The 24,836-nt window shown below is 56.6% G+C and carries 14 protein-coding genes; 7 read left to right on the top strand and 7 right to left on the bottom strand.

Annotated elements, in window-relative coordinates; genetic code table 11:
• The first annotated feature begins 173 nt into the window (after window positions 1-173).
• Window positions 174-836 carry a superoxide dismutase family protein gene (locus FHS27_RS15370; RefSeq protein ID WP_246419840.1) on the top strand — a complete coding sequence of 221 codons (663 nt, stop codon included), beginning with the start codon at window positions 174-176 and terminating at the stop codon, window positions 834-836.
• Window positions 837-1,105: 269 nt separating this feature from the next.
• Here the strand turns inward: FHS27_RS15370 and FHS27_RS15365 are convergent, their stop codons facing one another.
• The 6 genes from FHS27_RS15365 to bcp all read right to left on the bottom strand — a co-directional run bounded on the left by FHS27_RS15365 (window position 1,106) and on the right by bcp (window position 7,489).
• Window positions 1,106-1,912, bottom strand: a complete 807-nt coding sequence (locus tag FHS27_RS15365; protein ID WP_221225129.1) for a sirohydrochlorin chelatase — start codon at window positions 1,910-1,912, stop codon at window positions 1,106-1,108.
• A gap of 1 nt (window position 1,913) precedes the next feature.
• Window positions 1,914-2,297 (bottom strand): heavy-metal-associated domain-containing protein, encoded by a 384-nt coding sequence (locus FHS27_RS15360; protein ID WP_184305782.1) that lies wholly within the window; start codon window positions 2,295-2,297, stop codon window positions 1,914-1,916.
• A gap of 202 nt (window positions 2,298-2,499) precedes the next feature.
• Window positions 2,500-3,945, bottom strand: a complete 1,446-nt coding sequence (locus tag FHS27_RS15355; RefSeq protein WP_184305781.1) for a S41 family peptidase — start codon at window positions 3,943-3,945, stop codon at window positions 2,500-2,502.
• 13 nt (window positions 3,946-3,958) lie between these two features.
• Window positions 3,959-4,756 carry a type I methionyl aminopeptidase gene (map, locus tag FHS27_RS15350; protein ID WP_009094729.1) on the bottom strand — a complete coding sequence of 266 codons (798 nt, stop codon included), beginning with the start codon at window positions 4,754-4,756 and terminating at the stop codon, window positions 3,959-3,961.
• Between the two features lie 364 nt (window positions 4,757-5,120).
• Window positions 5,121-7,010: an Hsp70 family protein gene (locus tag FHS27_RS15345; protein WP_184305780.1), complete on the bottom strand. Its 1,890-nt coding sequence runs from the start codon at window positions 7,008-7,010 to the stop codon at window positions 5,121-5,123.
• The gene (gene bcp / locus FHS27_RS15340) at window positions 7,007-7,489 is read right to left on the bottom strand and encodes a thioredoxin-dependent thiol peroxidase (protein WP_184305779.1); all 483 of its coding nucleotides are present in this window, start codon (window positions 7,487-7,489) and stop codon (window positions 7,007-7,009) included. The genes FHS27_RS15345 and bcp overlap by 4 nt, the downstream gene beginning before the upstream one ends.
• Window positions 7,490-7,812: 323 nt before the next feature.
• On the opposite strand from bcp, the gene FHS27_RS15335 reads away from it, so the two are divergent.
• From FHS27_RS15335 to FHS27_RS15320, 4 genes are all read left to right on the top strand, one after another.
• Window positions 7,813-11,634 carry a family 16 glycoside hydrolase gene (locus tag FHS27_RS15335; protein ID WP_184305778.1) on the top strand — a complete coding sequence of 1,274 codons (3,822 nt, stop codon included), beginning with the start codon at window positions 7,813-7,815 and terminating at the stop codon, window positions 11,632-11,634.
• A gap of 89 nt (window positions 11,635-11,723) precedes the next feature.
• Window positions 11,724-12,848: a hypothetical protein gene (locus FHS27_RS15330; RefSeq protein ID WP_184305777.1), complete on the top strand. Its 1,125-nt coding sequence runs from the start codon at window positions 11,724-11,726 to the stop codon at window positions 12,846-12,848.
• A 473-nt stretch (window positions 12,849-13,321) separates the two neighbouring features.
• On the top strand, window positions 13,322-14,641 hold the full coding sequence (locus tag FHS27_RS15325; protein ID WP_184305776.1) for a DUF1552 domain-containing protein: 1,320 nt from the start codon (window positions 13,322-13,324) through the stop codon (window positions 14,639-14,641).
• Between the two features lie 8 nt (window positions 14,642-14,649).
• Window positions 14,650-17,160: a DUF1588 domain-containing protein gene (locus FHS27_RS15320; RefSeq protein WP_390853640.1), complete on the top strand. Its 2,511-nt coding sequence runs from the start codon at window positions 14,650-14,652 to the stop codon at window positions 17,158-17,160.
• Between the two features lie 66 nt (window positions 17,161-17,226).
• On the opposite strand, the gene FHS27_RS15315 is transcribed toward FHS27_RS15320, so the two are convergent.
• Entirely contained in the window at window positions 17,227-18,570 is a 1,344-nt protein-coding gene (locus tag FHS27_RS15315) for an MFS transporter (RefSeq protein ID WP_184305775.1), read from the bottom strand.
• Window positions 18,571-18,791: 221 nt separating this feature from the next.
• Between FHS27_RS15315 and FHS27_RS15310 the strand changes: the two genes are divergently transcribed.
• Window positions 18,792-20,132: a BNR-4 repeat-containing protein gene (locus FHS27_RS15310; RefSeq protein WP_246419839.1), complete on the top strand. Its 1,341-nt coding sequence runs from the start codon at window positions 18,792-18,794 to the stop codon at window positions 20,130-20,132.
• Between the two features lie 523 nt (window positions 20,133-20,655).
• Window positions 20,656-24,705: a type II CRISPR RNA-guided endonuclease Cas9 gene (cas9, locus tag FHS27_RS15305; protein ID WP_184305774.1), complete on the top strand. Its 4,050-nt coding sequence runs from the start codon at window positions 20,656-20,658 to the stop codon at window positions 24,703-24,705.
• Window positions 24,706-24,836 lie beyond the last annotated feature (131 nt).

Below are 24,836 nucleotides of genomic sequence, written 5' to 3'. Positions count from 1 at the left end.
CCCGGTACGCGATGCTGCCTCTGTTCTGCTCGCTCGAAATCCGACAATCTCGGCATCCGCCAACGTCGTGGCTCGAATTGGTCGGATGTCAGCAGAGTCGCGAAAGGACAATGGCTTAACTGGCACAAACTTTGCAACCACCGCTCGTCGTATGACCAACGCACCTCCCCGCGTTGTCCGCTCCACGACTCGACCTAAAGGACGCAAAGATGTACCTCCTTTCACCTCTCCGTATCACAGCACAGTGTCTGCTCATCGTTGTTTTGGCGGGATGCGACAGTGACGTGGATTCCAACGCACCGCTGAGCGACACGCCGCCCGCTTCGGTCGAAAATGACGCCGCCACCGCGAGCCAAACGAAGAGCGACTCGGAGAACACCAATACCGCCGAAACAATGAACGCGACATGTAACCTCATCGCGATCGGTGACAGCGGAGTGGAGGGCACGATTGAATTCGTCCAAAACGCCGACAAAGTAAAAATCACAGGCGAAGTCCGCGGCCTCCAGCCTGGTAAGCACGGATTTCACGTTCACGAGAAGGGCGACTTGTCCGACACGCAAACCGGCAAATCTGCAGGCGGTCACTTCAACCCGACAGACCAACCACACGGCAAACCGAGCGACGAACAACGCCATGTCGGAGACCTCGGAAATATCGAAGCCGATGAGAATGGCGTCGCGAAGATCGAAATGACCGACGACGTGATCACCCTCAGTGGTCCGAATTCGATCATCGGCCGATCGCTCATGATCCACGATGGTGAAGACCAATTCACCCAACCCACAGGCGATGCCGGTGGACGAGTCGCATTCGGAAAGATCGAACGCAAATAGAAATCTGTTCAAGCAACCGAGACTCTCAGTCTCGTTCTAAATAAAGATGGGCGCCCCATCTCCCTGGAGCCTTCAGTAAACGCTGAAGGCTCTTTTTGTTGAGGAGGCGGGAACGGCGTTGGAACTCGCAATAAACCGTTAATCGTGCGCGAGTTCGAATACGCCCGAGGCGTACATGATCTCCTGAGCAATCAAAAGCTTGTATGGAATTCCGGATACACCCGATGCCCCGGAAGACATCGCGATTTCCGTGACGACGCGATCGTCGACTAAACCGCGGACTCGATTCGAGCGGCCAGGGCTGCTGCGATTAAGTCGGTTGGTCCGAGGTAGTCCGAGACGTCAAACCGAACATTCGGGAATTTAGCGTTCGCATCAGCAACTTGCCTCTCGATCGCCTCATACAATCGCCCGGCGAAAAGCAGATGGGGTTGCACGATCACTCGATCGAAACGTCCCGAACCGGCGACCTCGTCCAGTGTCACCGGTAAACGAGGCTCGGCCATCGCATAGAAAGTTGTTTGCAATCCGGTTCGAGAAATCGAAAACTCGTCCGCGATCGATCGACCTTCGACACGCCCGGCGACGACGACTTCCGTCAGCACACGCATGTCGGACGACGCACAAACGTCGCGACTGCCTCGTCCCACCATGACGATCGCGGTGCGTTCAGGATCGGCAAGCGGTCCGCCCGTGATCGTTTGCCGCAATCGTACACGTGCGGCATTGATCATCGCGGCATGGCGTGTGATCGGTTTCGCGAAGCGGACGCACACCGATTCACCTCCGGCCGATGACGCCCTCGCCGACTCGACTTCGCCCGGGATATCCGACTTCGCATGCCCTGCTGAGAACAGCAACAACGGGGCAACGGTCACCTCGTGGCAACCGCACTGCATCAATGAATCCCATGCCGCGGCAATGTCAGGTTGCTGAAATTCCAGCAAACAGGGACGCACCAGAGAGGCACCCTGCAACCGTTCGGCCAAGCGATCGCTCAGCCGAAAGAACTCTTCTGTTCCGACGTTGTCTCGCGTGCCATGGCCGACCAATAGCACGCCGCGGGTTTCACTCAAACTACTGAATGCGGGTCGCGTCGTTGAAGCCTTCCTGCTTCAGGCTCGCCAAAGCGGCATCGACGTCGAATCCGGTGTCGTATTTGACGATGACTTTTTTGACCGTCAGCACCTCGGGATCGGGTTGTTCGACGAGTGCGACTTCACTGACACCGCTCGCCTTTTCGAGCGTTTCCTTCACGTGTGGGTAACACGCGAACTGGCAGTGCATGCCCGGAACTTCCAGAGTCAACTCGCCAGGTCCGGTCGCGACGAAATGCTCCGTCGAAACCGCCGTGGCAGGGGCGTCGGTCGTGTTCGGCATGTTGGCGGTTGGTGACGCGATCAACACGATCATGATTCCCAACGCGATGACACCAGCGACGGCGTAAACAACAGATTTCATCTGACTGAACCTTAGAGGTTGAAGTAGGTTTGGTTTGATTGAGGCAATTTTGATTCGTTGCGACCCGTCACTCTCTCATGATAGACGAAGGCCCGACGAATTCCGACGTCCCACCGACATCGATGCGGGACAGGAATCCCGCCCGTCGATGCTGGAACGACAGGCGGCAGGCCTATCTCATTCTTTGTTCATTCGAGTGCGTTTACGCGGCTTGGTTTTGCGGTTCATCCGAGGCCGCGTCTTCTGATTCGTTTTCGGTTTCGGCCGACTGGTCGCCTATCTGGTCCCCGTTGACCTGCGTTAGCATTCTCTGAACGACAGTAACGAGAGGTTTGTCGAGCAGCCAAACGGTCGCGTTCTCGGGGATCTCGGCCTCACCACCCGGTTCGCTGCCGTCGTCCGTCGCATTCTGATCCGCGGCTTGTTGGGCTGCCGATGCGAACTGGGTTCGATCGATGCCTTTCAAGGACGGATACGAGGCCTCCTGCCACAGCGTCATCAAACGCCGCAGCGTCGCCAAATCCAGCTCGACGGCCAAACCTTCGTCCGGAGTCACTCCCCAAACGTCGTCCTCATCGTCGTCTTTACCGCGATGAATATTTTGGTCACTCGGCCGGAAATACTTAGCAACCGTTAATCGTAGCGCGCTGCGGCCATATTCCAAGGGCAGAATATTTTGCACGGTCCCTTTCCCGAAACTGCGAGTACCGCCGACGATCGCGCGGCCGTGATCCTGCAGCGCCGCGGTGACAATTTCACTCGCACTCGCAGAGTCGTGATCGATCAGGATCGCCATCGGTTTGTCGGTGTCGACGAGGGTTCCCGACGTCGCGACCTCTTCCGATTCGAGCCGGCCGCCGCGAGTCTTCGTCGAAACGATTTTCCCGGAATCCAGAAACATGTCCGCGACCTCGACCGCTGCGTTGAGCAGACCGCCACCGTTGCCTCGAAGATCGAGGACCAAGGCGTCGAAATTGTTGTTGAGATCTCGCAAAACCGTTCCGAGTTCACCGACCGTCTTGTCCCCAAAACTGGTCATCCGCACATACGCGACACGTGGATTTTCTGCGAGGCGATACACCCATCGGTTGTTTTCATCACGGTGGTCGCCGATCACCGACTCCATCTGAATTCGGTCGCGTACGATCGTCGTTTCGACTTCCTTGTCACCTCGCCGGAGCGTCAGTTTCACCGTCGTGCCGATCGGTCCACGTAACCGCTCGCTGACCTCGCGGATGTTCAGCGTTGCGACGGAGGTACCGTCGACGATCAAAATTTCGTCACCCGGCAACACGCCCGCCGCGAGCGCAGGCGAGCCGACCAACGGCGTGATCACTCGCACCGGTTTACCGGTCTGCGGCTGATCGACATAGATTCCGATGCCCGCAAACTCTTGCTGAATACTGTCCTGGAACGCTTGATAATCCGTCGGCGGGATGAACTCGCTGTGTTGGTCCAATTGCGACGTCATGCCTGCAAGCGCCGACAGAATCAATTCTCGATCGTCGACCGGTTCGACGTAGTAACGGTCAATCATCTCCAACGCTTCACCGACCAACAACGCGGTGTGTGTGCGTTGTTGCAGGACATGGCAAGCGCTCGAGACGACCAACGTGATGCAGATGATCGTCAGGTTGCGTGGCAGCATAAAATCGACCGGCCTAGAACCGGTGCCCCTTCTGAGGCCCGTTTTTCGTCAGCGTCAGAATTTCAGGGCCCTTCTCGGTCATCAACACGGAGTGCTCGAATTGTGCCGACGGTCGTCCGTCCTTGGTGCGAACTGTCCATCCATCGACCTTGTCACTCTTGGTGTACCGGCTGCCCGCGTTGATCATAGGCTCGACGGTGAAACACATTCCCGGGAACAACCGATCGATGCGGCTCTGACGGTTCGGGAAGTGAGGGATCGAAGGATCGAGATGGAACTGGCGACCGAGACCATGGCCGACGTATTCGCGAACAACGGTGAACCCACGGCGGTGAGCCTCCGGAACGACGGTTTCGCCGATCGTCGCCACGCGGCATCCCGGAGTCAGTGCGTCGATCGCCATGTGCATGCAATCGAAGGCACACTGCACGACGGCGCGGCGTTCCTCGGTCGTTTCTCCGATGATGAACGTTTCGCTCTGGTCGCCGTGCCATCCGTCGACGATCGTCGTAATGTCGACATTGACGATGTCGCCATCTTTCAGTTCGTAGTCATCTGGAATCCCGTGGCAGATCACCTCGTTAACACTGGTGCAGCACGATTTGGGAAACTTGTGATAGCCCAACGTCGCGGCCTTGTATCCGTGATCGTAGGTCCAATCGTGGACGAGACGATCGATCTCGTTGGTCGTCACGCCCGCCTTCACGTGAGGCCGAACGAAATCCATCAGTTCGCCGTTCGCTTTGCCGGCCCGTCGCATCAGGTCACGCTGGGCATTGGAAAGGATGAGTTTTTTTTGCTTGGTCAGCATGCGTCGCCTTCGAGAAATATGGTCTTCACCGAATCATAGCAGGTTTCGACGGGTGGCAAAATCAGATCTCGAGCCGTCAATGCCCAGATCCGGCCAAGATCCGCCTCGCCAACGTCACAGGCCTCGCGACCGGCATCGTCCCTGCCCCTTGGACATTCGCGGATGCCCAGCACGTTCCGGACCGAGCACCGCAGGCGGACCACCAGAGGCCAACCGCGGATGGCCCGCGAAATCGTCCAGCATCGTTATCCGCCTGTCCAGCTACACCGGAAACAACCGCACCGGAAACAACCGCACCAGAAACAACCACGCTGCGATACCGACGCCCCGAGACACCGTCGCATTCGTCTCGGCGGGCCCGCTCCTACGACCTCGCGTTGAATTCCAATTTCCAACGGCGATCCGATTGGCTGCCGTGGCACCACAATTCAAACATTCCTAGCTCAGTCACTCGCGACTGAAACCTCACCGGAACAAACGGACGCGACGGCAAACCGGATGACTCCTCACCCGACTCCGATCCTTCGTCCTCCAACGTCAATTCGATCGGTTCGCTCTCCTGCAGGTCATCGGGCGACCATCGATCGAGCCTCACGCCGGGCTGGTCACCGGGCCGCGTCGTTGACGAAAAGAACCGGAACCGGGCTGGCGTTCCGACGACCACACCGACCTCTTCGCCGGGCACGTCCGCCTCGCTGCCTTCCTCCATGCCTTGCGCCGCGACGCACACCGCACGCAGCGGCCGTGGGGCACCGGGAATGGCCAGTCCCGCGGTCTCGATACCGATGTAATACGACTTCGCCGTCCCACCTCGAATTCGAATCCCACCGGCAACTTTGGCCCAACCGTAGAACGCAGCCCCGATCGCCACGGAGTGATCCAAATCAGCAGCACCACTGAGCAGCGTCGGCGAATTGTCGAACCAACTGCCCACCGTCGACTCCATCCGCGACCGGATCGAATCGGCACGAAACACACCACCGTTGAGCAACAGGTGCGTGACGGTCGTACCGCGGTCGCCCTGATCCGATCCTTCACCACCGCTCAAATGGTCCGCCAAGAAAGACGCCACCTGTTTCGTGATCGCGGGATCCGATTCATAAGGCAAACCGATGTCCTGGAAACCGCTCTGCACGTTCATCTGAGGCCGTTCGCCAGCGCCGCACATCGGGAAGAAACCTTCGACCAAAGTCTCTGCGGCTTGCGTCTTCGACATCTCGATCGTGATCGTTCCACCGATCAGCGAACTGCCTCGACCGAGAACCGAGATCGAATGCTCTTCCGGTCCGTCGTCGGACATCAATCGCTCTTTCGCTTCGCGACACGCATGCCACAACGAGGTGCTCTGCCATGGATCGAGGTCGTGGCCCTGCTCGCGAAACTTCTCCGACGCTTGATACGCCAGGGCAAGGTCCATGTTGTCACCGCCGACCAACAAGTGGTTACCGACCGCGTGACGACGTAGCACGAAATCACCGTCGTCCTCGCCAACACCGACCAACGTCAAGTCGGTCGTTCCGCCGCCGACATCGACAACCAACAGCGTATCGCCGGGCTTCATCGACTCTCGCCATGAACCACCCGTTGATGCCAGGTAACGATAGACCGCCGCCTGCGGTTCCTCCAACAGCACGAACTGATCACTCAGTCCCGCTTCGATCGCGGCTTGTCGCGTCAGGTCACGCGCCGCCGGATCGAACGACGCGGGCACCGTCAACACGACCTGTTGCTGGTCGATCGGTGCATCCGGGAACGCCGCATGCCACGCCGCGATCAAATGTTGTAGGTATCGCCGCGTGCACTCAAACGCCGAAACCTTCGGCACGTCGCTCGGTGACTGCCACGGCAAGACCGCGTCGGTGCGTCCGATCTTTGCATGACAAAGCCAACTCTTCGCCGCCACGACGACTCGCTGCGGGTTATCGGCGGATTGCTGCCTCGCATAGGCGCCGACCACGCCTTCACTCGGATCTGGAAACGATGTCGGGCACTCACCGTGAGGCAGCGTCGCCGGATCGATTCGCAACGAGTCGACCTCGTTCTCACGTGGCAGATACAAGAACGACGGCAACGACGTCAACGATTCAACTTGCCCGGGACCAACGATCTGAGGGATCGGCAGCAGATGTACCTCCGGCGCGTCGTCGCGCCGAACCGGTTGCGATCCGTCTTCTCCGGCGTCCTTCGCGGTCGTGTAAGCAACAACGCTGTTGGTCGTTCCGAGGTCGATGCCGATGCAATACTTTTCAATCACGAATTCGATTCCAACTCAGTGAGCACGTCGATAACTTGTTGATCGTGTCCGTCGACTTTGACCCGTTTCCAAACTTTAACCACCTTGCCGGCACCGTCGAGAACGTACGTGCATCGCTGCATGCCCATCGACTTTTTGCCGTAGTTGTTCTTCTCACGCCACGCGCCGTACTTTTCGCTCATCGCGTGGTCAGCGTCGACCAACAACGGGAACGGCAACTCATATTCGTCGCGGAACTTGATGTGGCTCTCGGCCGAGTCCGTGCTGATGCCAAACAGTTGCGCTCCGGTGGCTTTCATCTCGTCATAGCGGTCGCGAAACGCACACGCCTCTTTCGTGCATCCCGGCGTGTTGTCGCGAGGATAGAAGTACAGCACGACGGCGTTGCCAGCCAAGTCTTTCAATCGCACCGTGTTGCCGTCTTGATCCTTCAACGTGAACGCGGGAGCTTTCTTGCCTGGTTCTAAATAATCAGCCATCTGTTGGCGTTTCCTGGATGAGATAAAAAAGGAGGTTTGCGATCGCGGCGATTCATAACAAACGGATTCGAACGAACGCGGTGTCAATCGTTCGCTCACCGGGGAGGGGTTCCCCGCTCTGCGCCGGCGCGTCAGGGAATGGTACGAACCGCACCCCAATTCGTCGAGGCACCACCCCTGTTCGGCCTCGATTCCCCCTGAAATCTACAACGAATGCTTGCACAACATCTATAGACTAAATACGTTATCCGTAGACCGAGCCACCCCGGTGGCCGGTCGCCCCGCCTCCTTTCCCTACCCACCCGCCTACACGAGCATTATTTATGCTGAAAATGCGTCCCGCGCCTGCCATCTTCGTCGGACTCTGCCTTCTTCTGTTCGCCGGCGGTGCCCACGCCGATGACGCAACCACGAAGGCAAACCCTCCCGAGACCGATCAAACTGCCCGCCAATTCGAAATCCTATTCGACGGCAAAACACTCGACGGCTGGAAAGGCCTCGACGAATTTTGGTCTGTCGTTAATGGCGCCATTCAGGGACAGACGACCGCGGATCGCCCAACAAACGGCAACACTTTTCTAATTTGGCAGGGCGGCGATGTAGGCGATTTTGAGTTTCGCTGCAAAGTCCGTTTCGAGGGCAATAACTCCGGCGTGCAGTATCGCAGCAAACTGGTCGACGCCGACACGTTCGCCTTAGCGGGTTACCAAGCCGATTTGCATCCTAAACAGGAATATTTCGGGATGATGTACGGCGAGCGAACCGGACGAGGCATCATCGCGACGCGCGGTCAGCGTGTCATCGTCGGCACTGATGGTAAGTCCAAAGTCATCGGCAAGGTTGGCAACGATACCGAACTGATTGGCGAAGAATGGAACGACCTTCGTATCGTCGCCGTCGGAAATCGCATGATCCACCAAGTCAACGGGATCACAACACTCGACCTAACGGACCATCACAAAGACGCCACCACGTCGGGCAAACTCGGCTTGCAATTGCACGCGGGACCGCCGATGAAAGTCGAATTTCGAGGCCTGCTGATGCGACCTCTTTCCGGACGCGATGCCGAGTCCACGCTCTCGGAGGTTCTGCATCAACCGGCGCCCGCTACGGTCTCTGCTGGCACGAGCGGATCGAACACGGATCAGGCAGAAGCCCCGAACACTTACAAAGGCAGCGAGTGGTTGTTGGCCAACCCCAACCCGACCTGGATCTGGGCGAACGAATCCAAACCGAAACAAAAGGTTTGGTTGCGTCACACGTTTGATGTCGCCGGCGATGTCGACGCGGCATGGTTGTATTCGACCTGTGACAACTCGCTCAAATTGTCAATCAACGGCAAACCGGTCGGGAGCTCCAATGAATGGGCAAAGCCACTGCAGAAGAACGTGACAAAATATCTGCAAACAGGTCGAAACGTGGTCACCGCGGAATGCGGCAACCAGGAGGGGATCGCCGCGTTCGTTTTCAAAATGTCAATCGAATTGAAAAACGGTAAACAGGCAACCATCGTTTCCAACGGTGACTGGAGACTCAGCGAGAAGCAGATCGCAGATTGGCAGAACGCGTCATTCGACGATTCCAATTGGCAATCCGCCATCGCCAGCAAAGAGTTGGGCGCCGATCCGTGGAACGTTCCCGGCCGAGGTGGCAACGCGGGATCGCGCAGTGGCGACCCGTTGCACGCGAAAAACGTCATGGTTCCTCCCGGTTTCGAAATCGACCGCGTTTACAGCATCCCGAACGATCAAGGCAGTTGGGTATCGATGGCGATCGATCCTCAAGGTCGCATCTACGCATCCGATCAGGGTGGACAGGGCTTGTACCGCGTTACGCTGAAAACGACTGGTCCTCCCATTGTCGAGAAAGTATCCACGGGAGCCCTCTCCGATTTTTCCGGTGCTCAAGGGCTGGTGTGGGCGCAGGACAGTTTATGGTTCCACCGCAGCGGCGGGAATCTGTATCGGTTGACCGATTCCGACGGTGACGATCGGCTCGATACCGCCGAATCGTATCCTGGGGGAACGGGCGGCGGCGAACACGGCAACCACGCCGTAATCGTGACCGAAGACGGCAACGCACTCTATCTGGACGGCGGCAACCACGCACCGATGGGCGACATCGCTGCCAGCCGTGTGCCGACGTGGTACGAAGGATTGCTCCTGCCTCGGATGTGGGACTCCAACGGTCACGCTCGTGGTCTGCTCGCGCCGGGCGGTTGGGTCACTCGTGTCGATCCCGAATCGAAAACCCAAACGCTGCACTCGATCGGTTACCGCAACCAATACGACATCACGCTCAACCGATTCGGCGACCTGTTCACCTACGACGCTGACATGGAATGGGACATGGGCACGCCGTGGTATCGTCCCACCCGAATCTGCAATGTCGTCAGCGGATCGGACTTTGGATGGCGAAGCGGTAGCGGAAAATGGCCTGCCTATTACGAAGACAGCTTGCCACCGGTTGTTGACATCGGCCCAGGCTCGCCCACCGGAATGATCTCCGGTGCAGGCACTCGTTTCCCAACGCGATACCAAGACGCCCTTTTCGGTCTCGACTGGACCTTCGGTACCATCTACGCCATACACCTCACCCCGGAAGGTGCGAGCTACCGTGGCGAAGCCGAACCGTTCGCGTACGGCACGCCGCTGCCCGTCACCGACGCGGTCGTCGGACTCGACGGTGCGTTGTATTTTGCCGTGGGCGGCCGAGGCACCGAGTCTGCGTTGTTCCGAATCCGCTATGTCGGCAACGAATCCACCGAGGCACCGACGCACGTGAACCCGGAAAATGTGGCGGCACGTGAACTACGCCGATCGCTCGAATCGTTCCACGGCGTGAAAGCCCCCACCGCAATCGATCAAGCGTGGCCGCACCTGGCCAGCCCGGATCGCTTCATCCGTCACGCCGCACGCATCGCCGTCGAAAGCCAAGACGTCGCCGATTGGGCGGACCGCGCGCTCTCCGAAACCCAGCCACAACGTGCGATCACCTCGGCCGTTGCCCTTGCCCGTCGTGGGGACGCGTCGCATGCGGCACCGTTGATTGAAAACCTGCTCCGCTTGCGTGCCGAAGAACTCAGCGAAGGCGAACTGCTCGGATTGCTGCGAGCCTACGCACTGATTTTCATGCAACTCGAAAAGCCGAGCGAGACGCAAACTCAGCATGTTCTTGCCCAACTCGATCCGCTCATGCCGAGCACGTTGCCCAACGTTAATATCGAATTAATTCGGCTGTTCACTTTCCTGCAGAGTCCGACCGTTGCTAGAAACGCAATCGATTTGATTCGCAACCGGACTGCACCGGAGATGCCCGACTGGGGCACGTTGGCCTCGCGTAACAGTAGCTACGGGAGCGCAGTGAATCGAATGCTGGAGAACCCGCCGCCATCGCAGGAGATCATGATCGCATTCATGCTGCGGACCCTACGCAATGGCTGGTCGCTGGATCTGCGACGCGAGTATTTCCAATTCCTCAACGAAGCCGCGAAAACCTCGGGCGGCTCGAGCTTCCCGGGCTACCTGACTCGCATCCGCGACGAAGCTCTCACGGGATGCAGCAACGAGGAACGCACGGCACTCAATGAGATCACGGGCGAAAATTTCGATCCCGCCCCCGATTTCGAGATCGCCCCCATCGAAGGCCCTGGTCGCAAGTGGGACATCGCCTCGGTACTGGCTGCAGCATCCCAGGGCAAACCCGACTTCGAACGGGGCCGATCGCTTTACTTCAGCGGCAAGTGTGCGTCATGCCATCGGATCGCCGGATTGGGCGGAAACATTGGCCCAGACTTGACCAGCATCCCGAGCAAATTCGATCAGAAATACGTTGTCGAAGCGATCATTGATCCCAGTAAGGTGATCTCCGATCAATACGGTTCGTCCACGGTCTTGCTTGCCGACGGCAGCCTGCTGACCGGATTGGTAATCAAACGCGACCAAGGCAACTTGACCGTTTATCCAAATCTAGCGGACGCCGAACCAATCGAAGTCGATGCCGATGACGTCGAAGAAGTCGTTCCCTCATCCGTTTCGCAAATGCCACTCGAATTGCTCGACGGCATGAACGACGGCGAGGTACGGGATCTATTAGGATATCTGATGTCGGGCGGTAACCCGTCTGACCGCCGATACCGAAAGTAGCCTTCCGTTCGAAACATGGCGGCGTCGTTCGGGTTCCAATATCCCGGCGACGCGCCGTAGATCGATCTTACCGCTACCGATTCCCCGCCATGGCCGATGCGACGAACCCGTACCAGCCGCCATCGTTCATCGACCAAACCGCGGACACGGGCAACGAAGAAACCATCGAACTGAACGGTCACGTCAGTTTTGATGACCTCGTCGCGTTGATCGGAACCCCGTTGATCATTCGCATTCTGCAAATTGCCAGTGTGATCGGGGCATTGAGCGCGGGTGTGCTGCCGATTGTGTTTGGGGTCGCGAATCTCAACAAGACCACCGAGGCGTTGGGGATGCTCGGTCTCGGTGTGGTAACTCTCGCAACGCTAACGCTAGTGAATTGGTGGTGCTCTGGAAAGCAACGTGGCCGACGTCTCACCAAAACACATCCAGGCATCATTGGCCCGCTCAACGGACGCCTCGATGAATTCGGTCTGACCTATCGATCCGATTCAGGCGAACGCGATTACCAAATTTCGTGGGCGACCTTCTCCGATGTTGCCGTGACACCCAAGGGCATTCGTTTGGGTTGGTCCAAAGGCGTACCGACGACAATCGCGATTCCGGCAATGTGCATCATCAATTGCCCCGCCCATGCCATTGCGTCAAAGGTCCGTCGTTATCGAAAGAACGCGACCGAGCCCGCCATTGCCGAAGTCGTGCCCGACTGGGACGAAGCCCCCACGCACGCAATCCGCTATCAGTCGTTCGTTCCCGTAAAACCGCCACTCTCGCCCCGCGAAGCTCGCCGCGTCAAAATCTACAACGGAATCATGACTGCAAGCTGGGCGAACTCGGTCGGCCTCTGGTGGTTCTACGGAATTGAAGTCGCGATTGCTTTCATGGCAGGGACTCAAGGCCTCGCCTACTGGTTCTTTCGACACGAGATCCATCGCAGCCAGCCCGATGCCTACGTTTTCCGCATGTGGGGCTGGATCACATCCGACGCCATTCACGGCTTTCTGCCCGGACAAACTTGGCAGCGTTCATTGCACGACGCCACGCGGCGAGAGTTCGTCAACGGCACCGTCCAAGTCGAATTCCCAGATGGTTCGGGGATCGCGTTCTCTCCCGACAACCTTCACCCCGCCGACGCGGAACGTTGGCCCGAACTCATCGAGATCGTCAACTCAACACGGAACACCACCATGCGCAACACGCCATCGTCACCGTGAGATCAGCATCCAAATTCATGCGTTTCGAAAGCCAACGATCGATCGAAAGACTCAGCACCGCCCGACCGTTATTGCGAAAACGTTACGATCCGAACGATCGGCGCACAATCGCATTTCACCGCAAAAAACGCATTCAAATTCGCCAACATTGAACCGGGGCGACATTCCACAACAGCGGGCGACTTGACTCCGATAAGCACTCCGAAGTGACTCATCGAAGCCCTCTTGCAATCCGGCAACAAAAACTCTGTTGCGGCACCATGCAGGATGGTTAGACTATAAAGATTGCTTCGAGCAACCATCGACGCTCCCACCTTCCAACCTTTGCCCCACCAAAACACTGCAGCATCGCTTTGAGGCTGCTATCTCGATGCCTCGGGTCGTGTGACGTTCCGCGGCATCGCCTGGCCGGCACCTCCGTCCGGTCTTCTGAATCAAAACAATCGACCGTTTTACACGTTGAAAGTTCGATCATGCTCAGCCGTCGACAAATGTTGCGGGGACTCGCAGCCAGCACCGGTGCCGCGTTCGGCGCGCCGCTTCTTTCGGAGCGTGTTCTCGCGTCTCCCTTGGGGAACACGACTCCCAAACGAGTCATCTTCTTCATGCAGAACCAGGGATTCGATCCCAAGACGTGCATTCCCGAGGGAATGAAACACAGCGGCACGTTGGCAAACGCAAAACTTCCCGAACCAATCAGTGCACTGGAGCCCTATAAAGAACGGCTTCACATCATCAACGGTCTACACGGCCTCCATACGAGTCCCTCGCACAGTGCGTTCTTCGGCGCACTCGGTGGGTATCGCGGCAGCGACGGTGTGCCGCCGAGCGCTTCGACGATCGACTATGAACTGAGCAAGGTTCTGCCGCAAACATTGCTACCGCATTTGTGCATCGGCATGGACTCGATCGAGAACATGAAAGCCAAACCGACGATCGCGACGTTGTCCGCCAGTGGTGCGGGCCAACCGATCTTCATGCATTCGAATCCGAATCACTTGTACCAGATACTCTACGGCGGTATCTCAACGGGCGAAATTCGATTGCAACACGAAGCCCGATCGAGCGTGCTCAGCCAAATCGAATTGCTCGCTGCGGCGAAAGGCCAGTCGCTCCCCGCATCGGACCAACAACGCTACGGCCAATACGTCCAAGGATTCCAAGAAGTCAACGGACTGCGTGACCGGCTCGACACCGTTTCGGATCACTTACGTCAATTCGCACCGAAGGTGGACGATCGATACACCAATCCGGAATTCGAAACCGACTGGCATGATTGCTTGCTCGACCTCGGTATCTCGGCGCTCACATCAGGCGTCACCAACACGCTGACGATCGGTTCAGGACGTGGCGAGATCTTCGGCGCGTGGAAAGGACTCGGTATTGATCAACAGGGTCACAATCTGGGGCACATGGACCAACCCGACAACCCGATCTGGATTAAGATCCGCCAATACAACAGCCGGATGTTGGTTCGAATCATGGAAAAGCTCGAGAGCGTGCCCGAAGGCAGCGGCACGATGATGGACAACACCGTCATCGTTTACACCAGCAACAACGCGGATAAACAGCACACCAACGGGGCCAATTGGCCGGTCATGTTGCTGGGCAATTTCGACGGTGCCTTCAAGAGCGGATGCTTCACCAACGTCGAAGGCAAACGTCCGATCAATGCCCTCTACACGTCGCTGTTGAGAGCCGCCGGTCAAAACGTGGATCGCTTCAACATGGACGACAAAATGGCGAAGAAGTTCGACGACAGCACCGGACCGCTTAGAGAAGTATTGGCATAACAATGCGAATGTCCTCCCGATTTGAATTCCCACGCGTGGTCTCGATCGTAATCGTGTTGTTGGGTATCGGCCGCCCGGCAACCGCGGAAACCTACATACCCGGCGAACCGATCGACCAAGACTACGCGGAGTTGGCAGAACCGTTTCTCGCGAACTACTGCGTCGACTGTCACGGCGAGTCGGATCCCGAAGGCGATCTATCGCTTGAAGGCCTAGGTCCCGTCGATGCAATCAACGCGAGTGTTTGGACCAGCGTGTGGGCACAGGTCAGCCTGAAACAAATGCCGCCGCCGGACATGACGCAGCCTGAAGTCGTCGAGCGAATAAAATTCTCAGATTGGATCGTCAGTGAACTCACGCGGGAGATGCAAGACAAGGGCGGGTTCCACGCTCATCGCGATCCCAACAAAGGCAACTTCCTCGATCATGAATTGCTGTTCGGTTCGCTGCCCGAGGGAATCAAACTCGAACCAACGTCGTCGCCTGCTCGCATTTGGCGGGTGACTCCCCAGGAACACATCACGCGACTGAACGAACTGATCAACACCGAACCTGAATTCGATCCCGCCAAACCCGGACTCCGAACGCACGGCGATGTCGTCCCGACTAACCATGGCGGCGAACTGAAACTGTACTTCGGCACCGACCGCATCATCAAATGGCAGGGCGGCACCGTTGCCTACGCCACGTCCGTTAAGAGCGTGCCCGTGGTCCTGTCGTCGGCACGCAACCACGGGTTGGAAAACTACCCCGACTTCTACACCGTCAACAGCGCCGAAGCGACCCAAATCATGGGGATCGCCAACGACATCATCCGGTACATGGCCGATGGGCCACTCAGCATCGCCGAGCCCTACCAAATTACGGACGATCCCAAATCGATCGAGGACAAGATGAAGGGCGACCTGCGTGGTCTCCCCACGAGTCTGGTGTACAGCACGAAAACGCTGCGCCCGCTGACGCCCGTCTATGATCTCATGAAAGATGACGACGTCACCGCCGAACGCATGCGCGCCGCGGTCGACTTCCTCTTCGAGGCGTTAACGTTTCGCCCGCCCAGTGACGAGGAATCGAACGCGTATTTGGCGATCCTCGAACAATCGATCGAAAAGCTCGGCACGAAAGACGGTTCCGTCCTCGGGCTGTCATCCATCTTTCTCGATCGCGACGCACTCTTCCGACCCGAGTTAGCCGCGGCCGGCAAACCGGACAAACACGGACGTATCATGCTGCGGGATTGGGAACTGGGATTGGCCGTCAATCATGCCCTCTGCTATCTCAAACCCGACGCGGACCTTCGTCGTGCGATCGTCGAAGGTCGCATGCGAACACGAAGCGACGTCGAGCGTGAAGTCGTACGGATGCTCGGTGACGATAGTATTCGCAAGCCTCGAATTTTGCGATTTTTTCGCGACTACTTCGATTACGACCTCGGCGGATACATCTGCAAAGACACCAAAGCGTTGGGCGAAACGGGCGTCAACAACAAGGGAGTCGCTCACTACAACGCAATGTTCGACGCGACGGCCAGCACCGATCGTTTGATCGAATTGATCCTGCAAGAGGACACCGACGTCCTACGACAGCTGCTGACGACGGACAAGGTTGTCGCCGGAAAAGCCGACACCACCTATTTTGGCAAACAGCGATCACGTGAAGAGATTGCCGCATCCATCGCCGCCGAGAAAGCAGCCGCTAAGAAAGCAGCGATCGCGCGTGCAGAACGACAGAAAGCGAACCCCGACGAAGAGCTGCCGGAAAAGAAACCAGCGGCCAAAAAAAACAAAGTCAATCACGCTGTCACGGAAGTCGAACTGAATGGACCACCAATTTTCGCTCGCGTCAGTCGGCGGAGTTTTGGTCGGGGCTCGATGAAGCCCGAACGCACGTTGGCGACCGTCCCTGAGGGCGAACGTCTCGGCATCTTGACTCATCCGAGCTGGCTCGTGTCGCACTCCGACGCGATGGACAATCATGCGATCCGCCGAGGCCGCTGGATACAAGAACGCCTCATCGGTGGTGCGATTCCCGATGTGCCGATTACCGTCGACGCGATGCTCCCTGACGAACCACGTACGCCTCTCCGCGAACGAATGCGAGTGACGCGAGAAGACTACTGCTGGACGTGCCATCAAAAAATGGACCCGCTCGGCCTTCCGTTTGAAATGTATAATCACGCGGGTTTGTACCGAGAAACGGAATATGGCGAACCAGTCGACACGAGCGGCGAAATCATCGACTCCGGCGATCCGGAACTCGACGGCAAAGTCGCCAACGCGATCGAGATGATCCAAAAGCTCGCCGAGAGCGAACGCGCCGAACAGGTTTTCGTTCGTCACGCCTTCCGATTTTGGATGGGACGAAACGAAACGCTCCACGACGCTCCTGTTTTGCAGGATGCGTATCGAGCCTACAAAGAATCCAACGGCAGCATGAAGGCGTTGCTCGTATCGCTGCTTACCTCCGATGCGTTTCTCTACCGCACGCGTTCCGATGCCGTCATAGTGGACGCGAATTGACCTCGCCGTATCGGCAGCATCTTACGAAAGCGAATCGCTTCGGTATCGCCCGTTTTCTGCGACTGACTATTCGGGACGATCCGCCCGCCACGACAACCCGATCAGCACGATCGCGGCGGCCGCGCATAACAATGTCGCGGGCTGATATCTCCCAACCTGATCGTGCGACACGCTGAACAGATACGGACCGACCGCGGTTCCGGCGACCACGATCGAAGTGGAAAAACCTGAGATGGCACCGAGGTGCAGACGCCCAAAAAAGCGAGGCCATGTTACCCCGGAGATGATGCCAAACATTCCTTGCATCAACCCCATCCCCACCACGACAAACACGATCGAACCGCCCGCGTCCAAAAACGACAACCCCAAAGCAAGCATCAGGCTGCCGGTCGACTGGACCATCGCGAGATATTTCAGTTTGACGAAATCGCTCAACCAACTTCCCGCGAACTCCACCACGACACTGACGCACGCCGCCGGAACAAAAATCGCAACCGCTCGACTGCGCGACATCCCCGCGTCCGCAAAAATCGAGACGACATGAAACGAGAACGCCGTTAACAATAAACCGGACAACACGACACTGAACGTGAACACCCAAAAACTGTAGGTGCGCCGGGCTTCGGAGAGCGTGAATTGACGACCACTGAGTGTTTCGGCGTGCGTCTTTCGCCCCTCTTTTGCAAACGGCCCGTCTGGCAGCATGCCATGCTCCTCAGGTCGCGATCGGGCGAAACAAAACGCCAACAACGAAAATCCCCCGACGATCGTTGCGATCACCTGCCACGCCCACGACCATCCACCACGTTGAATCAGCCACTCGAAAAAGGGAGGCGTGGCCGAGAAACCAAACGCGATCGAAATCCCAATGAACGCCAACGCCATCCCTCGGCGTTGCTCAAACCATTCCAAAACCATGTTGCGTGATGACAACGTCAGCATGCCTTGCCCGAAGAAACGCATCGCGAAGAAGCCGAGCATTAAAACAAAAAACGAGACACTATCTCGATAACCGCCCGGCAAAACAGATGCCACCGCTCGCGCGATCACGTCGGAAAAACTCATTCCCACCAAGACAATCGCCAACATCGCGGCCGAGATCGCCGAAACCCATCGACCGCCAAACCGATCGTAATAGCGTCCCGCTCGACTGATCAACAACGCGCTGCCGATCGTACCGGCGAGATACGCAAAACTGATCCAACTGCGAGACAACGCGTGGGCTTCAATCAGGAAGTCTGTGAACACGGACACACCCACCGTTTGCCCCGGCGCACTGGCCAACACTCCCAACGTCCCACACACCAACACCACCGTTCCATAAAAGAACGGCAGGGCCGATGGATCGAATGGAAAGTTAGCGAAACGCGGGCTTGGTTGGCGGCCGTGAGTCAGTCGGTCAGATTTCATGCGAGTTGTCGGTGGAACGGAGAGTGATTCGGAGCATTGGACTGTCCTTCCCCGCCGAAGTCAGCGGGGATTGACAGACAACGCACTCGCTTCGCCTCCAACGCACATGCGACAACGCCCCACGCCTGGGGAAGATCGACTGTCGCGTTGCCAATGATTAAGTTACGTACACTACCAATGAACGATCGCCGAATTCCCGCCTCCCTTGCTCCGTCATCACGATGAAAACTCCCCACGTCTTAACTCTCTTGTTTCTGATGACGGCACCCGTCTTCGGCGAAGAATCTGCCGCGTACAACCGCGAGGACGACCCACACGATTTCACGGTCTTCATGACCGAAGGCGGATGGTGCTGGTACCAAGACCCGCGGGCAATATTGCACGAAGGCAAGATCTTTATCGGTTCAGTATCAGGCAACGGTGCCGGTCCCGCCTTGGTCGGCGTCTACGACCTCAATCGCGACCAACCGCTCGGAACCGTGACCGTGCATCCGAAGTTCGATCGAGACGATCACAACTCCCCCGTGTTTCATGTCTGCCCCGATGGGCGTGTGCTGACGGTCTACGCGAGACACAACCGGGATCGACTTCATCATTCGCGGTACTCCCAACCCGGCAACCCGCTCGAATGGACCGACGAAGTTCGACACGAACGTGTGATGTCCAACCCACGGGACAACGTCACGTACATGAACCTTCACGAGTTGAAAAACGAAAACGACCTCTATCTTTTCTTCCGCGGAATCAACTTTGACCCGACTTTTGTTACGTCGAATGATCACGGCGAAACATGGAGCGATCCAGTGCATTTCTTCAAGAGCGAAGTCGGAGGACGCCATCGGCCCTACGCCCGGTACGCTGGCAACGGCCGAGACACCATTCATGTTGCGATCACCGACGCGCACCCTCGCGACTTCGGTAACAGCATCTACTACTTCCAATTCCGCGACGGAAACTTCTATGCCGCCGACAACACGTTGATCAAAAACCTCAGCACCGACGGACCACTGCGACCGAGCGAGACGGGACTGGTTTACCAAGGAACCGGCACCCCCGGCCGAGGTGCGAACTTAAGTGCCATTGGTGCCGCATGGACCAGTTCGATCGAAGTCGACGAGTCGGGGCATCCTCACATCGGATACACCGTCTACAACAGCAATACTGATCATCGCTACCGAATCGCATCGTGGAACGGCAGTCAATGGATCGATCGTGAAGTCGCCTATGGCGGAAAATGCCTCTACGACCGTGAGTCCAGCTACACGGGACTGATCACACTGGATCCGGTTGACCCGACCGTCGTCGTGATCTCCACCGATGTGAACCCGACAACCGGCGAAGATCTCGGCGGGCGGCATGAGATTTATCGTGCCAAGATCACATCCAAAGACACGGTCGGATCGATTGAGTGGCAGCCAATAACGAAAAACTCACCGGTGCGAAATATCAGACCCGTCGTGCTGCGCGACGACAACCGCCGAGTCATCCTCTGGAATCGCGGCGACTTCAAAACCTACACGAACTATCAACTCGACACCGTGGGACTGATCGAAATGCAATGACGCCATATACAAACAAAAAATCCCTGCAGGTCTGCGTACCGGTGTATTCCGCGATACTTCACAATTGATGTGCTATCGAGGGATTCGAGGCGGCTCGCTCGCGTGCACGTCAGATCGCGAGCGGCAGTTTTGTTTTTGAATGATTGGCTCAATTGGGGGTAAGCACGAACCGTTAACTACATACGGTCTGCTGTGCATCAAACCTTCGCACTCGGTGCCGATGCTCTTGGAACCCGACACAGTCCCATGTGCTCCCAGTAGCCAGTGAGCACCAACGCAGAATGGTCACAAAAAAAGCCAGGACATGACTAGCATGTGCTGGCTTTGGTCGCCCGAAGGCGGTGCCTGCGTATTTTCAACAAGTGAATTACTTGTTGCGAAAAAGCAGCAGGCCGAGGTCAGATACACTGCGAAAATAATACCTCTATCGAGCTTTCACGACAACCCAACCAGCCTGAAAACATGCTATAAATGAGCACTCCATAAAGAAACCAAATCTATTTAATAAATCGCAGGCAAAGAAATGAAGCGGGGCGTCACTATCGGTCTGGACATTGGTTCCAATTCAGTCGGTAGCGCTTGGGTAGACGAAGACAAGCAAGAAATCGAAGTTGGTTGCAGTGTTTTTCCTGCCGGCGTTGAAGATTCAGATAAGGGACGAGGAGCTCCCAAGAATCAAGATCGACGCCAGAAACGATCCGCACGCCGTAATATCGCCCGACGCAGTCAACGCAAGCGAAACTTGCGAAAGTTCTTAATTGAAGTCGGACTGCTTCCCCGTGATCGTGAATCCGCTGAAGCGCTGTTTCGCCAAGATCCGTGGCAAGTGCGTCGCCTCGGATTAACTGAATCGCTGACTCCACATCAATTCGGCCGCGTTTTGTTGCATCTTGCTCAGCGTCGTGGTGCAGCGGGTTTGCGTCCGGTCGTCGAAGAAGACGCCAAACCAGCAAACGATAGTGATGGTCCAATCAAAGAGGCGATCGACGAGACTCGAAAGAAGATGCTTGCGCGCGGTTGCCACACCTTTGGGCAATTAATCGCTGATATTGCTGAGGAGCAAGCTGTCGCAGTGAATGACCAGGACGGCAAGCCAAAGCGAAACGCAAACAATCATGTCGTTAAGTATCAGAACAAGATACGCAACTCAACGGGCGAGTTTTTGTATCACGCCGATCGTGAGATGATTCGTGATGAGTTCCGTATCTTGTGGGAAAAGCAAAAAGAACGGGGCGGAGAGCTTGCGACTCTGCTGACCGACGAAGTCCGACTCGCACTCGACGATCCGACACGTGACGAAACCTGGCGGCATCGCGGCTTGATGTTCGGTCAACGGAAAACATATTGGGACGTTGGCACACTGGGCCGATGTGACTTGGAACCTTCCGATCGTGTCGCTCCCTTGGCCGATTGCTACGCATCTCGCTTTCGGGTCATCGAATATGTCAACAATATTCGCATTCAACGACCAGGTGAAACGGAATTCCAACCGCTATCGCAGGATGAACATGCCGCAATTGTTGAGAGGTTAGGCAAGCAAAAGACCGCAACAATTTCAACAGTCCGCCAAGCATTGAAAATTGACACAAAAAGCCTGAAGAAGTCAAATTTCAGTACAGATGACTTTGTGCTCAACCTGGAGCGAGATGAACAGCGTCCACCGAACACGGACTGGTTCGCATGCGCCATCGCATTGCCACTTGAGCAAGCAGGGCACACGGATTTGTTATCTTCCACCGTTCAGCTTGCGAAGTTGAACAAAGCCATCCTGCGGTTCGATCCAGCCGAACCTGACGACGAAGCTCGACTTCGCAATAAACTCGTTCATCTAAAACTTAGCCAACAAGGCATTGATGCCGTCATCGAAGGCTGGCGAACACGTCCAAAGCTTGAGAACCGCCTCAAACTCTCACGCAGGGCCATTCGAAACTTGTTGCCGTACATGGAACAGCGTGATAGTGATGGTCACTGGCGAACGCAAAATGAAGCGAGATGTGCGTTTGCCGACGACGAACATGCAGCGGACTCCGCAACTGGAAAACCACCAACGGACGAACAGCGAAAACGTTATCGATTGGGTCGTGGCCGATTGAACTCCGCCGCCCGGCACTATCTCAAGAAACACCCCGAGGAATATCTGCCGCTGCCGCCGGTATTGTCCAACCCGGTTGTGCGGAAAGCGATCTACGAAGTCCGACGTCACATCATCGCTTATTTAAAAAAACACGACGGACGTCGGCCAGATCGCATAGTGATCGAGTTCGCACGGGAGGCAACTAAGCCCGCGATCGTCAATGATCGAATGCTGGCCCGCAACCGAAACCGAGATCAAATCAGACGCCAAATTCGCGAATCCATCATTCGTCCCGCATGGGGTGCTAAGTTTGATTCGCTGACGACAAACCAAATCAAAGCAGCCGAGACTCGAGTTCTTCTGTGCTTACAGCAGCGAGGCGTCTGCGCCTATTCGCTCGAATCCATCCTGGATGATGACAACGGAATGTGTGGTTATTCGGGGCGCAGCATCACGCCACGACAGGCGGCTCTGGGCACCAATTTAGAAGTAGATCATATCGTTCCCTACAGTCGATGTGGCGACAATTCGATGAACAACAAAGTCCTTTGCTACATCGACAGCAACCGAGACAAGGGCAATCGAACACTGCGAGAATGGTGGGATGATCAGTTCGATGAACGGATTAAACCCATGCGATTCTTTGAGAACGCTCGACCAGCCAAGGGCGACTACTTTGAGGTTCGAGACTACACCAAGAAGTGGCGAAATCTATCGGCCGACAAGGTCCCGAAGGAATGGCAAGGCAGCCAGCTCTCTGACACCGCCTATGCCGCTCGGGAGGTCCAGGAGTATCTAGAAGCGGCGCTGTGGCCCGAGGAACCAGGCCATTTGGAAGGCGGACGGCGGAGAATTTTCGTGACACGCGGTGGGCACACCGCCCGGCTTCGTCGCGACTGGCAACTCTATCGTCAAGCGGCCCCACATGAGCTTCCACTTGGACCGGACGAACAAGAACGTCGGGACGCGAAGAACCGTGGGGATCATCGAGAGCACGCGATCGATGCGGTTATCATCGCCCTCACCAGTGAATCACGCCTGCAGAAAATGGCGAAGGACGTTAATGACCACAACGATGCCTGGACTCGGGCCCGTCGTACTGGTCAGCGACCAAAGCAATTGCGTCGAAAACCGCTGCCGCCACCCTGGGGTGACGTTCAGTCTTTCAGACAGCAGGTAATATCACTGATCTATCCAACCGGCGCAGACGAATCGAGCAACACGCCACTCGTGGTCTCTCATCGTGCTGTTGGCCGCAAGCTTTCAGGGCAACTGCACGAAGAAAGTCTTTTCGGACCAGTTGCCCAACAAGAGAACACTTTCATCGCTAAAAAAGCCATTGGTGATCTCACCCCCAAGCACCTACGAATGCAGGTTGCCGAGAAGCCTAATGATGCGATTGCGCGACTGGCAAAACGGTATCAGCAGGCTGATCGCAAGCTATCCGCCAAGGATGCGAAAGCTCGGGCGAAAAACGTCGTCGAAGGGCGCGGCTACCAACCTCGGATGGGCGATCCATCACCTGAAAAGAGCGGGTTAATTCGAGACATCGGTTTGCGAAGGGTCCTGCGAAAACAGATCACGGAACGAGCCGAGAAACTTGGTATCCCTCGGGATGCGGACAGTTTCACCAAGAGTGATTTGAAGAAGATGCTTGCAGAGCCCTTTGGTCCATTTCGACAAGAATCAGGAGTTCCAATTAAGTCATTTCGATTGCTGCGAACGATGAACGGACCTGTTGTAATGTCCCGACGCGAATTCGACTACGAAATGATGCAATGGACCCAGCTGGACTCAAAGAACAAGCCAACGTCGCCCCGTGCCCATCTCAGCGGCAACAATCATCATCTAGAAATTCGCCGAAATCTGCGTGGAAAATGGGTTGGCACCGTGGTTTCCATGTACGAAGCAGCGCACCGAGCGAAGAAACTGGGCGTCGATCCAGTTGATCGCAGCTGCGATGATGATCGGGGCACCTACGTAATGTCGTTGGCAATTGGCGAGACGGTGTACATGAGAGACAAGGAGACGGATCAACCGGGATATTTTGTTGTAACGAAACTCGATTCCGAATCGAATCGCGTATTTTTGTGTGCACACTGGGATGCACGCCGATCAGTAGGTGAGAAGAATGAAAGCGGATTGGTTACTGAAGGCACAAAACGCCGTACGCTTCCCTATCCACCGTCAAAGATGCAATCTCTTGCCCCTCCGGGATACGACACTCCAGTAAAAATATCGGTGTCACCGATCGGGCAGATTACCGTTGTTGAACCACACGAGCCGAGAACCGTTGACCTCGATGAGCTCGATGCAGAGGTGGTCGCAATCGCCCGCGAAGCCATTGCTGCAAGAAAATCTCGCAACGCAGAGAAAAGGAGAGGGCGTCGCTGTTACGGATCCTGGACATGGATGAGAGAGCGTCTGCGGAAATGCAAGAAGGAACATCTCGCCGCCGACCTTTCGGCTGTCATGCGGGCAATGGCATCGGGAGAATAAGAGTTCAGCATCTTCGCGATTTGGGACACCGGTTTCATAAGTAATTTGTAGGCATCGATCGCAAAGTAAAAACATTTATATCGACAGCCAGTGCAAGTCCGCGCTAGTTGAACTATTCTAGGCGTCTGAGT

This window comes from Aporhodopirellula rubra (assembly GCF_014192335.1).
In the GTDB taxonomy this organism is placed as follows: Bacteria; Planctomycetota; Planctomycetia; order Pirellulales; family Pirellulaceae; genus Rhodopirellula; species Rhodopirellula rubra.
The sequence above is the reverse complement of the archived record's forward strand: the minus strand, read 5'-3'. Positions and strand labels throughout refer to the sequence as shown.

What these genes read in the sequence shown, in the direction of transcription:
- FHS27_RS15360 (WP_184305782.1), bottom strand. Translation starts at nt 2,297, where the DNA reads ATGAAATCTGTTGTTTACGCCGTCGCTGGTGTCATCGCGTTGGGAATC.
- FHS27_RS15355 (WP_184305781.1), bottom strand. Translation starts at nt 3,945, where the DNA reads ATGCTGCCACGCAACCTGACGATCATCTGCATCACGTTGGTCGTCTCG.
- map (WP_009094729.1), bottom strand. Translation starts at nt 4,756, where the DNA reads ATGCTGACCAAGCAAAAAAAACTCATCCTTTCCAATGCCCAGCGTGAC.
- bcp (WP_184305779.1), bottom strand. Translation starts at nt 7,489, where the DNA reads ATGGCTGATTATTTAGAACCAGGCAAGAAAGCTCCCGCGTTCACGTTG.
- FHS27_RS15335 (WP_184305778.1), top strand. Translation starts at nt 7,813, where the DNA reads ATGCTGAAAATGCGTCCCGCGCCTGCCATCTTCGTCGGACTCTGCCTT.
- FHS27_RS15330 (WP_184305777.1), top strand. Translation starts at nt 11,724, where the DNA reads ATGGCCGATGCGACGAACCCGTACCAGCCGCCATCGTTCATCGACCAA.
- FHS27_RS15325 (WP_184305776.1), top strand. Translation starts at nt 13,322, where the DNA reads ATGCTCAGCCGTCGACAAATGTTGCGGGGACTCGCAGCCAGCACCGGT.
- FHS27_RS15320 (WP_390853640.1), top strand. Translation starts at nt 14,650, where the DNA reads ATGTCCTCCCGATTTGAATTCCCACGCGTGGTCTCGATCGTAATCGTG.
- FHS27_RS15315 (WP_184305775.1), bottom strand. Translation starts at nt 18,570, where the DNA reads ATGAAATCTGACCGACTGACTCACGGCCGCCAACCAAGCCCGCGTTTC.
- FHS27_RS15310 (WP_246419839.1), top strand. Translation starts at nt 18,792, where the DNA reads ATGAAAACTCCCCACGTCTTAACTCTCTTGTTTCTGATGACGGCACCC.
- cas9 (WP_184305774.1), top strand. Translation starts at nt 20,656, where the DNA reads ATGAAGCGGGGCGTCACTATCGGTCTGGACATTGGTTCCAATTCAGTC.